Origin of the sequence: Citrobacter sp. RHB35-C21 (genome assembly GCF_013816515.1) — a bacterium.
Classification (GTDB): Bacteria; Pseudomonadota; Gammaproteobacteria; order Enterobacterales; family Enterobacteriaceae; genus Citrobacter; species Citrobacter braakii.
Genome location: NZ_CP057147.1, coordinates 5,011,727 through 5,026,925 on the forward strand (window position 1 = coordinate 5,011,727; position 15,199 = coordinate 5,026,925).

The following is a 15,199-nucleotide window of genomic DNA, read 5'->3' on the forward strand; positions in this document are numbered from 1 at the left end:
AACACCTTCGGCGTTGTAAGGTTAAGCCTCACGGTTCATTAGTATCGGTTAGCTCAACGTATCGCTACGCTTACACACCCGACCTATCAACGTCGTCGTCTTCAACGTTCCTTCAGGACCCTTAAAGGGTCAGGGAGAACTCATCTCGGGGCAAGTTTCGTGCTTAGATGCTTTCAGCACTTATCTCTTCCGCATTTAGCTACCGGGCAATGCCATTGGCATGACAACCCGAACACCAGTGATGCGTCCACTCCGGTCCTCTCGTACTAGGAGCAGCCCCCCTCAATTCTCCAGCGCCCACGGCAGATAGGGACCGAACTGTCTCACGACGTTCTAAACCCAGCTCGCGTACCACTTTAAATGGCGAACAGCCATACCCTTGGGACCTACTTCAGCCCCAGGATGTGATGAGCCGACATCGAGGTGCCAAACACCGCCGTCGATATGAACTCTTGGGCGGTATCAGCCTGTTATCCCCGGAGTACCTTTTATCCGTTGAGCGATGGCCCTTCCATTCAGAACCACCGGATCACTAAGACCTGCTTTCGCACCTGCTCGAGCCGTCACTCTCGCAGTCAAGCTAGCTTATGCCTTTGCACTAACCTCCTGATGTCCGACCAGGATTAGCTAACCTTCGTGCTCCTCCGTTACTCTTTAGGAGGAGACCGCCCCAGTCAAACTACCCACCAGACACTGTCCGCAACCCGGATCACGGGTCTACGTTAGAACACCAGCCATTAAAGGGTGGTATTTCAAGGTTGGCTCCATGCAGACTGGCGTCCACACTTCAAAGCCTCCCACCTATCCTACACATCAAGGACCAGTGTTCAGTGTCAAGCTATAGTAAAGGTTCACGGGGTCTTTCCGTCTTGCCGCGGGTACACTGCATCTTCACAGCGAGTTCAATTTCACTGAGTCTCGGGTGGAGACAGCCTGGCCATCATTACGCCATTCGTGCAGGTCGGAACTTACCCGACAAGGAATTTCGCTACCTTAGGACCGTTATAGTTACGGCCGCCGTTTACCGGGGCTTCGATCAAGAGCTTCTCCTTACGGATAACCCCATCAATTAACCTTCCGGCACCGGGCAGGCGTCACACCGTATACGTCCACTTTCGTGTTTGCACAGTGCTGTGTTTTTAATAAACAGTTGCAGCCAGCTGGTATCTTCGACTGATTTCAGCTCCATGAGTAAATCACTTCACCTACATATCAGCGTGCCTTCTCCCGAAGTTACGGCACCATTTTGCCTAGTTCCTTCACCCGAGTTCTCTCAAGCGCCTTGGTATTCTCTACCTGACCACCTGTGTCGGTTTGGGGTACGATTTTGTGTTACCTGATGCTTAGAGGCTTTTCCTGGAAGCAGGGCATTTGTTACTTCAGCACCGTAGTGCCTCGTCATCACACCTCAGCGTTAACAAGACTCCGGATTTACCTGGAATCTCCGCCTACATGCTTAAACCGGGACAACCGTCGCCCGGCTAACATAGCCTTCTCCGTCCCCCCTTCGCAGTAACACCAAGTACAGGAATATTAACCTGTTTCCCATCGACTACGCCTTTCGGCCTCGCCTTAGGGGTCGACTCACCCTGCCCCGATTAACGTTGGACAGGAACCCTTGGTCTTCCGGCGTGCGGGTTTTTCACCCGCATTATCGTTACTTATGTCAGCATTCGCACTTCTGATACCTCCAGCATGCCTCACAGCACACCTTCAACGGCTTACAGAACGCTCCCCTACCCAACAACACATAGTGTCGCTGCCGCAGCTTCGGTGCATGGTTTAGCCCCGTTACATCTTCCGCGCAGGCCGACTCGACCAGTGAGCTATTACGCTTTCTTTAAATGATGGCTGCTTCTAAGCCAACATCCTGGCTGTCTGTGCCTTCCCACATCGTTTCCCACTTAACCATGACTTTGGGACCTTAGCTGGCGGTCTGGGTTGTTTCCCTCTTCACGACGGACGTTAGCACCCGCCGTGTGTCTCCCGTGATAACATTCTTCGGTATTCGCAGTTTGCATCGGGTTGGTAAGTCGGGATGACCCCCTAGCCGAAACAGTGCTCTACCCCCGAAGATGAGTTCACGAGGCGCTACCTAAATAGCTTTCGGGGAGAACCAGCTATCTCCCGGTTTGATTGGCCTTTCACCCCCAGCCACAAGTCATCCGCTAATTTTTCAACATTAGTCGGTTCGGTCCTCCAGTTAGTGTTACCCAACCTTCAACCTGCCCATGGCTAGATCACCGGGTTTCGGGTCTATACCCTGCAACTTAACGCCCAGTTAAGACTCGGTTTCCCTTCGGCTCCCCTATTCGGTTAACCTTGCTACAGAATATAAGTCGCTGACCCATTATACAAAAGGTACGCAGTCACCCCATAAAGAGGCTCCCACTGCTTGTACGTACACGGTTTCAGGTTCTTTTTCACTCCCCTCGCCGGGGTTCTTTTCGCCTTTCCCTCACGGTACTGGTTCACTATCGGTCAGTCAGGAGTATTTAGCCTTGGAGGATGGTCCCCCCATATTCAGACAGGATACCACGTGTCCCGCCCTACTCTTCGAGTTCACAACACATGCACTTTTGTGTACGGGACTATCACCCTGTACCGTCGGACTTTCCAGACCGTTCCACTACCACACATGCTGATTCAGACTCTGGGCTGCTCCCCGTTCGCTCGCCGCTACTGGGGGAATCTCGGTTGATTTCTTTTCCTCGGGGTACTTAGATGTTTCAGTTCCCCCGGTTCGCTTCATTACGCTATGTATTCACGCAATGATAGTGTGACGAATCACACTGGGTTTCCCCATTCGGAAATCGCCGGTTATAACGGTTCATATCACCTTACCGACGCTTATCGCAGATTAGCACGTCCTTCATCGCCTCTGACTGCCAGGGCATCCACCGTGTACGCTTAGTCGCTTAACCTCACAACCCGAAGATGTTTCGTAAAACACTTCAGTGTTGCGAAAATTTGAGAGACTCGAACACACCGCTTTTCATTTCTTGTTTACGGAGAAATGAAACAGTGTGTCGTTTCAATTTTCAGCTTGATCCAGATTTTTAAAGAGCAAAACTTCGCAGTGAACCTTTTCAGGTACACTCTGAAGTTTTCTTGTGTTTTTGCAGTAAAGGATGGTGGAGCTATGCGGGATCGAACCGCAGACCTCCTGCGTGCAAGGCAGGCGCTCTCCCAGCTGAGCTATAACCCCATCGTAAATGCTAATCTCTGTACCCTAATTCGTTTCCGGGCAAGGCGCGGTGGTGCGAAGCATACTGAAGTATGCGAGCATCGCCGTAACACAGCACGGAGGCGAATTTGGTAGGCCTGAGTGGACTTGAACCACCGACCTCACCCTTATCAGGGGTGCGCTCTAACCACCTGAGCTACAAGCCTGCAGAGATTTTCTTACTGCTAATTTTCATCAGACAATCTGTGTGAGCACTACAAAGAACGTTTCTTTAAGGTAAGGAGGTGATCCAACCGCAGGTTCCCCTACGGTTACCTTGTTACGACTTCACCCCAGTCATGAATCACAAAGTGGTAAGCGCCCTCCCGAAGGTTAAGCTACCTACTTCTTTTGCAACCCACTCCCATGGTGTGACGGGCGGTGTGTACAAGGCCCGGGAACGTATTCACCGTGGCATTCTGATCCACGATTACTAGCGATTCCGACTTCATGGAGTCGAGTTGCAGACTCCAATCCGGACTACGACATACTTTATGAGGTCCGCTTGCTCTCGCGAGGTCGCTTCTCTTTGTATATGCCATTGTAGCACGTGTGTAGCCCTACTCGTAAGGGCCATGATGACTTGACGTCATCCCCACCTTCCTCCAGTTTATCACTGGCAGTCTCCTTTGAGTTCCCGACCGAATCGCTGGCAACAAAGGATAAGGGTTGCGCTCGTTGCGGGACTTAACCCAACATTTCACAACACGAGCTGACGACAGCCATGCAGCACCTGTCTCAGAGTTCCCGAAGGCACCAAAGCATCTCTGCTAAGTTCTCTGGATGTCAAGAGTAGGTAAGGTTCTTCGCGTTGCATCGAATTAAACCACATGCTCCACCGCTTGTGCGGGCCCCCGTCAATTCATTTGAGTTTTAACCTTGCGGCCGTACTCCCCAGGCGGTCGACTTAACGCGTTAGCTCCGGAAGCCACGCCTCAAGGGCACAACCTCCAAGTCGACATCGTTTACGGCGTGGACTACCAGGGTATCTAATCCTGTTTGCTCCCCACGCTTTCGCACCTGAGCGTCAGTCTTTGTCCAGGGGGCCGCCTTCGCCACCGGTATTCCTCCAGATCTCTACGCATTTCACCGCTACACCTGGAATTCTACCCCCCTCTACAAGACTCTAGCCTGCCAGTTTCGGATGCAGTTCCCAGGTTGAGCCCGGGGATTTCACATCCGACTTGACAGACCGCCTGCGTGCGCTTTACGCCCAGTAATTCCGATTAACGCTTGCACCCTCCGTATTACCGCGGCTGCTGGCACGGAGTTAGCCGGTGCTTCTTCTGCGAGTAACGTCAATTGCTGCGGTTATTAACCACAACACCTTCCTCCTCGCTGAAAGTACTTTACAACCCGAAGGCCTTCTTCATACACGCGGCATGGCTGCATCAGGCTTGCGCCCATTGTGCAATATTCCCCACTGCTGCCTCCCGTAGGAGTCTGGACCGTGTCTCAGTTCCAGTGTGGCTGGTCATCCTCTCAGACCAGCTAGGGATCGTCGCCTAGGTGAGCCGTTACCCCACCTACTAGCTAATCCCATCTGGGCACATCCGATGGCAAGAGGCCCGAAGGTCCCCCTCTTTGGTCTTGCGACGTTATGCGGTATTAGCTACCGTTTCCAGTAGTTATCCCCCTCCATCGGGCAGTTTCCCAGACATTACTCACCCGTCCGCCACTCGTCACCCAAGGAGCAAGCTCCTCTGTGCTACCGTTCGACTTGCATGTGTTAGGCCTGCCGCCAGCGTTCAATCTGAGCCATGATCAAACTCTTCAATTTAAGTTTGATGCTCGTGAATTAAACTTCGTAATGAATTACGTGTTCACTCAGAGACTTGGTATTCATTTTTCGTCTTGCGACGTTAAGAATCCGTATCTTCGAGTGCCCACACAGATTGTCTGATAAATTGTTAAAGAGCAGTGCCGCTTCGCTTTTTCTCAGCGGCGCGGGGTGTGCATATTACGCCATCCCGCTGGAGAGTCAAGCGTTTATTTTCGCTTTTCTCCGCTGACCCGGCGGTTTGTAATCCGTTGTTCCGTGTCAGTGGAGGCGCATTATAGGGAGTTATTTCAGGCTGACAAGGGGAAATTTAAAATAATCTTCCGAGTGCGTATTTTTTATTCTTTGTGCTTATTTTGACAACGTTTTGTGGGTTAATTGGGCTATTTCCCGCGCGAAATCCGCGACCTGCTCCCAATCGGTATACACCACTTCTTTATTGGTATCTGTTTCACCGCCTGACATCTTCATTATCAGTTGGATCATAACGCGGTCATACCAGCGATAGCGTGGATACAGCAAAGCGCCAGCAATAACCGCACTGCGATCAGGCCGCCACGGCGAACTCATCAGGAACTTACGCGCATAGCTGTTAGTTTGCGGCGTCCGTTTCTCCGGTTTACGGGCAACCAGGTTTACGGAGTAGAAGGCACTCGGCATCGCGTTCAGCCGCGTGGCATGCTTTTTCACAAACTCCTGAAAAGCTGCATGGTAATGACCATAGCGAATCGAGGCGCCAATCACCACGCTGTCATAATTTTGCCAGTCAGGCTCCGCGGTACGATGCAAATTAACGACATCCGCCCAAACGCCCAGCTCTTTGAGTTCAGAAGCCAGATACTCGGCGATTTCACGCGTTTGTCCGTCCCGGGAAGAAAAAAGAATCAGTGTTTTCACGTGTTACTCCATTATTCACGCCAGAAGGTAGGGGTAAAGAGTACCAGCAGGGTAAAGACCTCCAGACGACCAAACAGCATATTGGCAATCAGGATCCACTTCGCCACGGGGTTCATACTGGCAAAGTTGTCGGCAACAACCCCCAGCCCTGGCCCCAGGTTATTCAGCGTCGCCACAACAGAGGCAAACGCGGAGAAGTCATCAACACCGGTCGCAATAATCGCCAGCATACTGATAATAAAGACCAGCGCATAGGCAGAGAAGAACCCCCACACAGCTTCAAGGATTCGCTCCGGCAAAGCACGGTTACCCAGCTTGATACTGTAAACCGCATTCGGGTGGACCAGTCGTTTCAATTCGCGGTTACCCTGCTTAAACAGCAACAGGATTCGAATCACCTTCAAGCCACCGCCCGTCGACCCGGCACAGCCACCAATAAAAGCAGAACATAGCAACAGCACCGGCAGGAACAGCGGCCAGCGGGCAATACTGTCCGTAGTAAATCCGGCGGTCGTCGCCATCGATACCACCTGAAAAAAAGCCTGGTTGATGGTCGTGAGTGCCGAACCGTAGGTATTGTGTATCCACAGCACCAGCGTACAGACAGCCACCAGCGTCAGCTGCACCCCAATGAACATGCGGAATTCTGGATCGCGCCAGTAGACCTTCAGGCTGCGACCGCTGAGTAAAGAGAAGTGCAGACCATAGTTACAACCGGAGATCAGCAAGAAGATAGCAATAATGGTGTTAATCGTGGGACTGTCGAAATACCCCACGCTGGCATCGTGTGTGGAAAAGCCGCCGATGGCTATCGTAGCAAAGCTGTGCCCAATAGCGTCAAACGCGGGCATCCCGGCAAACCATAGCGCCAGCGCACACGCCACCGTCAGTAATACATAGATAAGCCACAGCGTTTTCGCCGTTTCGGCAATACGCGGACGCATTTTGTTATCTTTCAGCGGGCCCGGCATTTCTGCCCGGTAGAGCTGCATCCCGCCGACGCCAAGAATAGGCAGAATAGCCACCGCCAGTACGATGATCCCCATCCCACCGAACCATTGCAGCATCTGTCGATAAAAGAGGATAGCGTGTGGCAATGAATCCAGCCCCACCAGCGTTGTCGCACCCGTGGTGGTTAATCCGGAGAAGGATTCAAAAAAAGCGTCGGTTATCGTAAGGTTAGGGCTTTCCGCAAAGATGAAGGGTAGCGCACCCACGCTACCCAGCACGGTCCAGAACAAAACGACAATCAGAAACCCTTCGCGCGATTTCAGCTCGCCCTTCTCTTTACGGTTTGGCCACCACAGCATGGAGCCGATCGCCAGAGCAACGAAGAAAGTTTGAGTAAACGCACGCCCTGCCCCATCGCGGTAGATGAGCGCTACCAGTCCGGGGATAATCATTGTCCCCGAGAATAAGATGACCAGTAGTCCAACGATTCGGGTGATGGCGCGAAAATGCATCTCTGCCGCTTCCTTAGTTCTTTAAAATGAGGTGGGGATTATTCTTCAATCGCTAACAATTGCAATGAACCACGACTAAAATCCGCCAGTTTTGCCGAAAATTCATCCACTTTGGCATAAGGAAGCGCCACCCTGAGCCGAACAAAAGCCTGGTAATCACTGGCAACAACTTTACCGTCAAACTGCCCCAGCAAAGCTTCAATGCCTGCCAGCTGACCGTACTCACACTGCAAAGTATATTCGGTTAATGGCGTCTTGCGCTGCGTCGTTAACTGACGCAACGCCTGATTCACGCCGCCACCGTAGGCTTTCACTAGCCCACCCGTACCCAGAAGGATACCGCCGTAGTAGCGCACCACCACCGCGGTAATCTCACCGATGCCACTCCCCATCAGCTGCGCGAGCATCGGTTTGCCTGCCGTACCTGCCGGTTCGCCATCGTCTGAAAATCCCAGCTGTTGCGAGTCATTGGGCGCGCCCGCCACCCACGCCACACAATGGTGGCGGGCGTCCGGGTGTTCCATTTTGACTGACTCAACAAACGCTTTCGCCGCTTCTACGCCGTCCGTATGGGCGAGCAGCGTAATGAAGCGGCTTTTTTTGATCTCTTCAACGACGATTACCGGCGCCGCAGGGATTAACCAACTGTCCATTACGCCAGTTTTAAATCCCGTGTCATGTTTTCGATATTGTTCTCGTGGACCACCACGTTGTCTTCAATACGAATACCGCCGAACGGTTTCAGGGCTTCAATTTTCTGCCAGTTGAAGTGTTTGCTGAACTGCCCTTCACGCCACGGCGCCAACAGCGATTCAATGAAGTAGATGCCCGGTTCGATGGTCAGGACCATGCCCGGTTGCAGCACGCGGGTGCAACGCAGGTAAGGATACTTCGACGGTGCGGCCAGATGCGTACCGCTGTCATCTTGCATAAAGCCAGCGACATCGTGTACCTGCAGGCCCAGCGGGTGACCAATGCCATGCGGCATAAACGGCCCGGTAAGATCGTTTTCCACCATCGCCTCTTCACTCATATCGGTGATGATTTGATGCTTACGCAGCAGCTTCGCGATGCGCTGATGGAACTGAATGTGATAATCCACGTAGCTGGTGCCCGCTTTCATAGTGGCAATCAGCGCCAGTTGCTCGTCATTCACATCCTTCACCAGATGCGCATAGTCGTTGTCGCTTTTCGCCGACCACGTACGCGTCAGGTCTGCTGCATAGCCGTTGTATTCCGCACCGGCGTCCAGCAGGAAACTGCGGATTTCAGACGGAGCCTGATGATCCAGCCTGGTGTAATGCAGAACCGAAGCATGCTCGTTAAGCGCAACAATGTTGCTGTACGGCACGTCGGTGTCGCGATGACCGGTAGCAGTCAGGTAAGCGAGGTTGATGTCAAACTCGCTCATCCCGGAACGGAACGCTTCTTCCGCGGCACGGTGTCCATTCACCGCCATTTTCTGTGCTTCGCGCATACAGGCCAGTTCGTAATCTGTTTTGTAAGCACGATAATAATGCAGGTAGTCGATAACCCCTTTCGGGTTGATATTACTGGCCGCGATGTCCAGCTGCAGCGCGCGTTCCGGAACCGGACCGATGTAACCGATATTGCCGCGAGCAGCAGGCAGTTGGCTACCGATACCATCAGCTTTTGGCAGCGCGATGATCTCAATTTCTTCCGTCCAGAAGGAGGTCGGCAGCGGCTCAACGTTGTGCCAGTAATCGACCGGCAGGTAGAACCACAATTTCGGCTTATTCACGCCATCCACCAGCAACCAGCAGTTAGGAACCTGCGTTACAGGCACCCAGGCTTTGAATTGCGGATTGACCTTAAACGGGTAGGGATGATCGTCGAGAAAGACGTTAACAAGTTCTCCTGAGTGAATAAGTAACGCATCCAGCTTGAAGCGCTCCAGCGCGTCGCGCGTCCGTTCTTGTAGGGTAACGATATGATTTTTATAGAGTGCGGCCAGTGATTCCATTTTCTATCCTTCTGTTTTTTTGACCTCAAGTGTCCGCATCTTAGCACATCGTTTTGCGAGTGCGTGATTTCTGCCGAGCGTGATCAAATCGTCATTTCTTTAATCATTCATTTGCATTTTATTAACATAAAACACACACTTCGATTCATCTGGTATGACCAGATCACCTTGCGGATTCAGGAGACTGACATGCTTTACAAAGGCGACACCCTGTACCTCGACTGGCTGGAAGATGGCATCGCCGAACTGGTGTTCGATGCCCCAGGCTCAGTCAATAAACTCGACACGGCCACCGTTGCCAGCCTGGGCCATGCGCTTGACGTGCTGGAAAAACAACCGAATTTAAAAGGGCTGCTGCTGCGTTCTAACAAAGCAGCCTTTATTGTTGGTGCCGACATCACCGAATTCCTTTCACTGTTCCTCGTGCCTGAAGAGCAACTGAGCCAGTGGCTGCATTTTGCCAACAGCGTCTTTAATCGCCTGGAAGATCTGCCTGTTCCGACTCTCTCAGCAGTTAACGGCTATGCGCTGGGCGGCGGCTGTGAGTGTGTCCTGGCGACCGATTATCGTCTGGCTACGCCGGACCTGCGCATCGGCCTGCCAGAAACCAAGCTGGGCATTATGCCAGGCTTTGGCGGCTCCGTGCGTATGCCACGTATGCTGGGTGCGGACAGCGCGCTGGAAATTATTGCTGCGGGTAAAGATGTGGGTGCTGAGCAGGCGCTAAAAATCGGTCTGGTCGATGGCGTAGTGAAGCAAGACAAACTGCTTGATGGCGCGATCGCGGTATTACATCAGGCGATTAACGGCGACCTCGACTGGAAAGCCAAACGTCAGCCGAAGCTGGAGCCGTTGAAACTCAGCAAAATTGAAGCGGCAATGAGCTTTACCATCGCCAAAGGTATGGTGGCGCAGACGGCAGGTAAGCATTATCCCGCACCGATTACCGCGGTAAAAACCATTGAAGCAGCGGCCCGTTTTGGTCGTGAAGAAGCGCTGAATCTGGAAAATAAAAGCTTTGTTCCACTGGCGCACACCAATGAAGCCCGCGCACTGGTTGGAATTTTCCTTAACGATCAGTTCGTGAAAGCCAAAGCCAAAAAGCTCACCAAAAATGTTGAAGCGCCAAAGCAAGCTGCTGTGCTGGGCGCAGGCATTATGGGCGGCGGCATAGCTTACCAGTCGGCCTGGAAAGGCGTGCCGGTTGTCATGAAAGATATCAACGACAAATCATTAACGCTGGGTATGACCGAAGCGGCCAAGCTACTGAACAAACAGCTTGAGCGCGGCAAAATTGACGGTCTGAAAATGGCGGGCGTTATTTCCACCATTCACCCCACCCTCGACTATAGCGGTTTCGAACGCGTGGACGTGGTAGTTGAAGCGGTCGTAGAAAACCCAAAAGTGAAAAAAGCGGTACTGGCGGAAACCGAAGATCAGGTTCGCCCGGACACCGTACTGGCTTCGAATACTTCCACCATCCCAATCAACGAACTGGCCAGCGCGCTTAAGCGTCCGGAAAACTTCTGTGGGATGCACTTCTTTAACCCGGTGCACCGTATGCCGCTGGTTGAGATCATTCGCGGCGAGAAAAGCTCGGATGAAACCATCGCTAAGGTTGTCGCCTGGGCAAGCCAGATGGGCAAAACGCCGATTGTGGTTAATGACTGCCCTGGTTTCTTCGTTAACCGCGTGCTGTTCCCCTATTTTGCCGGTTTCAGTCAGCTGCTGCGCGACGGGGCGGATTTCCGCAAAGTCGACAAAGTGATGGAAAAACAGTTTGGTTGGCCGATGGGCCCGGCTTATCTGCTGGACGTGGTAGGTATTGATACCGCGCACCACGCGCAGGCGGTGATGTCCGCAGGCTTCCCTCAGCGTATGCAGAAAGATTATCGCGATGCGATAGACGCCCTGTTTGATGCTAACCGTTTCGGGCAGAAAAACGGTCTCGGATTCTGGCGTTATAAAGAAGACAACAAGGGCAAGCCGAAGAAAGAAGAAGATGCCACCGTTGACGATCTGCTGGCAGAGGTCAGCCAGCCGAAACGCGACTTCAGCGATGAAGAGATTATCGCCCGCATGATGATCCCTATGGTCAACGAAGTAGTGCGTTGCCTGGAAGAAGGCATTATCGCCAGCCCGGCAGAAGCCGATATGGCGCTGGTATACGGTCTGGGCTTCCCTCCGTTCCACGGCGGTGCGTTCCGCTGGCTGGATACGCTCGGCAGCGCGAAGTATCTCGATATGGCTCAGCAGTATCAGCACCTTGGTCCGCTGTATGAAGTTCCGGCCGGTCTGCGTGATAAAGCGCGCCATAACGAACCGTATTATCCCCAGGTTGAGCCAGCCCGCCCGGTTGGCAGCCTGAAAACGGCTTAAGGAGTCACAATGGAACAGGTTGTAATTGTTGATGCGATCCGTACCCCGATGGGCCGTTCGAAAGGGGGCGCGTTTCGGAACGTGCGGGCAGAAGATCTCTCTGCACATTTAATGCGTAGCCTGCTGGCGCGTAATCCGGCGCTGGAGCCAACCGCGCTTGATGACATTTACTGGGGCTGTGTGCAACAAACGCTGGAGCAGGGTTTCAATATCGCCCGTAATGCTGCGCTGCTAGCGGAAGTTCCGCACTCCGTTCCGGCCGTCACGGTCAATCGCCTGTGCGGTTCGTCCATGCAGGCGCTGCACGATGCGGCACGCATGATCATGACTGGTGATGCTCAGGCGTGCCTGATTGGCGGCGTTGAGCATATGGGCCATGTGCCAATGAGCCACGGCGTTGATTTCCACCCGGGTATGAGCCGCAACGTGGCGAAAGCCGCAGGGATGATGGGCCTGACTGCGGAAATGCTCTCCCGCATGCACGGCATCAGCCGTGAAATGCAGGACGCTTTCGCCGCACGTTCACACGCTCGCGCCTGGGCTGCAACACAGTCTGGCGCTTTTAAAAACGAAATCATCCCGACCGGCGGTCATGATGCCAACGGCGTGCTGAAGCAGTTTAACTACGATGAGGTTATCCGTCCGGAAACGACCGTTGAAGCGCTCTCCACCCTGCGCCCGGCGTTCGATCCGGTTAACGGAACGGTGACTGCCGGTACCTCTTCTGCACTCTCCGACGGCGCAGCGGCGATGCTAGTAATGAGCGAAAGCCGCGCCCGTCAACTGGGTCTGACGCCGCGTGCCCGTATTCGTTCGATGGCTGTTGTCGGCTGCGATCCGTCAATCATGGGTTACGGCCCGGTTCCGGCCTCAAAGCTGGCGCTGAAAAAAGCGGGGCTCTCCACCAGCGACATCGGCTTGTTTGAGATGAACGAAGCCTTTGCCGCTCAGATCCTGCCGTGTATTAAAGATCTGGGGCTGATGGAGCAGATCGATGAGAAGATCAACCTCAACGGCGGGGCGATCGCCTTGGGTCACCCGCTGGGCTGTTCTGGGGCGCGTATCAGCACCACCCTGCTCAACCTGATGGAACGCAAAGACGTGCAGTTTGGTCTGGCGACGATGTGTATCGGGTTAGGTCAGGGTATCGCAACGGTATTTGAGCGAGTTTAATCAAAGCATGCCGGGGGCGCTTCGCTTGCCCGGCCTACGAAATGTTATCTCAAAGCCATTGGTGCCAGAACAAGGCGGCAAGCGAATGAATCCCGATGAGCTTACGTATAGTAAGTGATTCGGGTGAATGAGCGAAGCCAACACAGTTATGGTGCCAATGGCGAAGAGAGAAAGTTTAGTTGCCGTTCTTCCCGCCTGTCAGGGGCGGGTTTTTTATTTCCCTGAACTACCACGCACCACTAACTGCACCGGCAGCAGCAGATTCTCTTCCTGATTTTCTTCCAGCAGTAAACGCAGCGCTTCACGCCCCAGCTGTTTTTTATCAACCGCAATGGTAGTCAGCGGCGGATGTGACCAGGCCGCAGCATCGATATCATCAAACCCCACCAGCGCAAGATCTTCCGGGATACGTATACCCTGCTGCGCACACACCTGCTGAACAACCATCGCTGCCGCGTCGTTATAGGCAAAAATGGCATCGGGCGGCTCTGGCAGTCTGAGTAGCTCATTAACCGCATCCACCAGAGATTGCTCGGTATCCAGCAGCGGCGGCGCAACGACGTCATACTCTGGCGGCATTAGCAAACGGGCTTCATACAATGCCTGACGGTAGCCCTTTTCACGCTGACGGATGCTGTAGTGCGCAAGCGTACTGGCAAGAAAAGCAATGCGGCTGCGGCCTTGCGCAATCAGATGTTGCGTGGCCAGATAGCCGCCCAGAGTATTGTCAGGATTCACGCAAGGCAGTCCTGGCGCCCAGAGATCCACCAGCACCAGCGGCAATTTCATCTGTTGTAGCAGCCCAAGCAACTCAGGTTCAAAAAATCCCGCGCAGATCAGCGCATCAGGCTGGTGCAGCATCACCTGCTCACTCACTGCATCGCCTGGACCTATAGAGAGAAAGCTCAGCGCAACCCCCTTTTCGCGACACAGATCTTCTATCCCCAGCAGCAGTTGAGAGTAAAACGGTAAAGCCCGGCTGATATTGTGCTGGCGATGCAGTAAAAACAGGACACGTTTGATTTTGTCTGCGCGCAGGCGTGAAAAATCATAACCCTGCTGCTGCGCCACTGAAATAATGCGCTGTCGGGTCTCTTCCCGCAGCCCCGGTTGCCCTTTTAGCGCGCGGGAAACAGCGCCAACCGAGACGCCACAAGCGTCGGCAATGTCTCTGATACGTACAGGTTTCGTCATTTCAGTCTCATGGATTTACTGTGGCTTGTTGTGCCCCCAGCCAGGCTGCGCCGCGTACGCCGCTGCTGTCGCCGTGGCGGGCCTGAACGATCGGTGTGCGGCACTGTTTACCAAACACGTACTGCGCCACTCGCGCCTGTAAGCCTGAGTACAGTAAATCGATATTGGATACCCCGCCCCCCAGCACGATAACATCGGGATCGAGCATATTCACCACACTCGCCAGCGCGCGAGCCAGTTGATCGCAATAGCGTTCCCACAACAAACAGGCGTCTGCATCACCCGATGCTACCCGTTGCATAATTTGTGGCACACCCATATGTTGCGCGGTGTGATTCATATACTGGCGCTCCAGGCCACTACCGGAAATAAAGCTCTCAATACAGTTCAACTGTCCGCAATAGCATGTCACTTCAGCCCCGTCCCGAGATCCGTGGTAGCGCGGCAAGGCATTATGCCCCCACTCTCCGGCACAGGCGTTAGGGCCGGAGATCAACCGGTTCTCGATGCACAGACCACCGCCGCATCCGGTACCGAGGATCACGCCAAATACCACGCTATGCCCACGCCCACTACCGTCCATCGCTTCTGACAGGGTAAAGCAGTTGGCATCATTGGTAACGGGCACTGGCATTCCTAATGCACGCTCGAGATCTTGCGCAAAGGCCTGCTGATTCAGCACCAGAATGTTGGAATTCTTAATCAAACCTTCGCTATCCACCGCACCTGGCACCCCGACGCCAACCGATAAAGGCTGATTAATGGCCTGCATAGCCCTGGCTATCATCTCCGTCACGGCCTGGAAAAAATCACCGTAACGCTGCTTTGGTGTCGCACATCGTTCGCGGTAAACAATTTCACCCACGTTATCAATCACCACCGCTTCGATTTTAGTCCCGCCGATATCCAGTCCGAGCCTCATGGTTTTTCCTCATTTGCCTCTCACAATGTGATGCGGTTTAGCTTGCCTATTTTGTTTACTAAACACATGGAGAGCTGTCACAAAAACTCAATTTATGTTTGAGTGACGGACATATTATGTTTACTAAAAAATAATTATGATGAGAAAGAGAGGCAATGACGCCGGGCCTGCGCCCTGCTAG

The 15,199-nt window shown here is 53.4% G+C and carries 8 protein-coding genes, 2 tRNA genes and 2 rRNA genes; 2 read left to right on the forward strand and 10 right to left on the reverse strand.

From position 1 onward, the window contains the following. Positions 1-17 precede the first annotated feature (17 nt). From HVZ39_RS24220 to pepQ, 8 genes are all read right to left on the reverse strand, one after another. Positions 18-2,924, reverse strand: a 23S ribosomal RNA gene (locus HVZ39_RS24220). 208 nt (positions 2,925-3,132) lie between these two features. After that, positions 3,133-3,208, reverse strand: a tRNA-Ala gene (locus tag HVZ39_RS24225). A gap of 108 nt (positions 3,209-3,316) precedes the next feature. Further along, positions 3,317-3,393: transfer RNA gene (locus HVZ39_RS24230), tRNA-Ile, on the reverse strand. Positions 3,394-3,464: 71 nt separating this feature from the next. Beyond that, positions 3,465-5,006, reverse strand: a 16S ribosomal RNA gene (locus tag HVZ39_RS24235). Together the 16S and 23S rRNA genes with 2 tRNA genes alongside form the textbook arrangement of a ribosomal RNA operon. A 351-nt stretch (positions 5,007-5,357) precedes the next feature. After that, positions 5,358-5,903, reverse strand: a complete 546-nt coding sequence (gene hemG, locus HVZ39_RS24240; RefSeq protein ID WP_016155152.1) for a menaquinone-dependent protoporphyrinogen IX dehydrogenase — start codon at positions 5,901-5,903, stop codon at positions 5,358-5,360. Positions 5,904-5,914: 11 nt separating this feature from the next. After that, positions 5,915-7,366 carry a Trk system potassium transporter TrkH gene (trkH, locus tag HVZ39_RS24245; protein WP_003017848.1) on the reverse strand — a complete coding sequence of 484 codons (1,452 nt, stop codon included), beginning with the start codon at positions 7,364-7,366 and terminating at the stop codon, positions 5,915-5,917. A 38-nt stretch (positions 7,367-7,404) separates the two neighbouring features. Beyond that, on the reverse strand, positions 7,405-8,019 hold the full coding sequence (locus HVZ39_RS24250) for an IMPACT family protein (RefSeq protein ID WP_181633058.1): 615 nt from the start codon (positions 8,017-8,019) through the stop codon (positions 7,405-7,407). Then, the gene (pepQ, locus tag HVZ39_RS24255; RefSeq protein ID WP_016155150.1) at positions 8,019-9,350 is read right to left on the reverse strand and encodes a Xaa-Pro dipeptidase; all 1,332 of its coding nucleotides are present in this window, start codon (positions 9,348-9,350) and stop codon (positions 8,019-8,021) included. Before pepQ ends, HVZ39_RS24250 begins: the two co-directional genes overlap by 1 nt. Before the next feature lie 189 nt (positions 9,351-9,539). Between pepQ and fadB the strand changes: the two genes are divergently transcribed. Next, on the forward strand, positions 9,540-11,729 hold the full coding sequence (fadB, locus tag HVZ39_RS24260) for a fatty acid oxidation complex subunit alpha FadB (RefSeq protein ID WP_181633059.1): 2,190 nt from the start codon (positions 9,540-9,542) through the stop codon (positions 11,727-11,729). Between the two features lie 9 nt (positions 11,730-11,738). After that, positions 11,739-12,902 (forward strand): acetyl-CoA C-acyltransferase FadA, encoded by a 1,164-nt coding sequence (fadA, locus tag HVZ39_RS24265; RefSeq protein ID WP_181633060.1) that lies wholly within the window; start codon positions 11,739-11,741, stop codon positions 12,900-12,902. A 213-nt stretch (positions 12,903-13,115) separates the two neighbouring features. Here the strand turns inward: fadA and HVZ39_RS24270 are convergent, their stop codons facing one another. Together HVZ39_RS24270 and HVZ39_RS24275 are read right to left on the reverse strand one after the other, a co-directional pair. Beyond that, positions 13,116-14,096, reverse strand: a complete 981-nt coding sequence (locus tag HVZ39_RS24270; RefSeq protein WP_016155147.1) for a LacI family DNA-binding transcriptional regulator — start codon at positions 14,094-14,096, stop codon at positions 13,116-13,118. Positions 14,097-14,103: 7 nt separating this feature from the next. Next, complete coding sequence (locus HVZ39_RS24275; protein WP_181633061.1) at positions 14,104-15,018, reverse strand: ROK family protein; 915 nt, start codon at positions 15,016-15,018, stop codon at positions 14,104-14,106. Positions 15,019-15,199 lie beyond the last annotated feature (181 nt).

Excerpts from the sequence above, each read along its gene's own strand:
- trkH (WP_003017848.1), bottom strand. The coding sequence starts at position 7,366 with ATGCATTTTCGCGCCATCACCCGAATCGTTGGACTACTGGTCATCTTA.
- fadB (WP_181633059.1), top strand. The coding sequence starts at position 9,540 with ATGCTTTACAAAGGCGACACCCTGTACCTCGACTGGCTGGAAGATGGC.
- HVZ39_RS24275 (WP_181633061.1), bottom strand. The coding sequence starts at position 15,018 with ATGAGGCTCGGACTGGATATCGGCGGGACTAAAATCGAAGCGGTGGTG.
- pepQ (WP_016155150.1), bottom strand. The coding sequence starts at position 9,350 with ATGGAATCACTGGCCGCACTCTATAAAAATCATATCGTTACCCTACAA.
- HVZ39_RS24270 (WP_016155147.1), bottom strand. The coding sequence starts at position 14,096 with ATGACGAAACCTGTACGTATCAGAGACATTGCCGACGCTTGTGGCGTC.
- HVZ39_RS24250 (WP_181633058.1), bottom strand. The coding sequence starts at position 8,019 with ATGGACAGTTGGTTAATCCCTGCGGCGCCGGTAATCGTCGTTGAAGAG.
- fadA (WP_181633060.1), top strand. The coding sequence starts at position 11,739 with ATGGAACAGGTTGTAATTGTTGATGCGATCCGTACCCCGATGGGCCGT.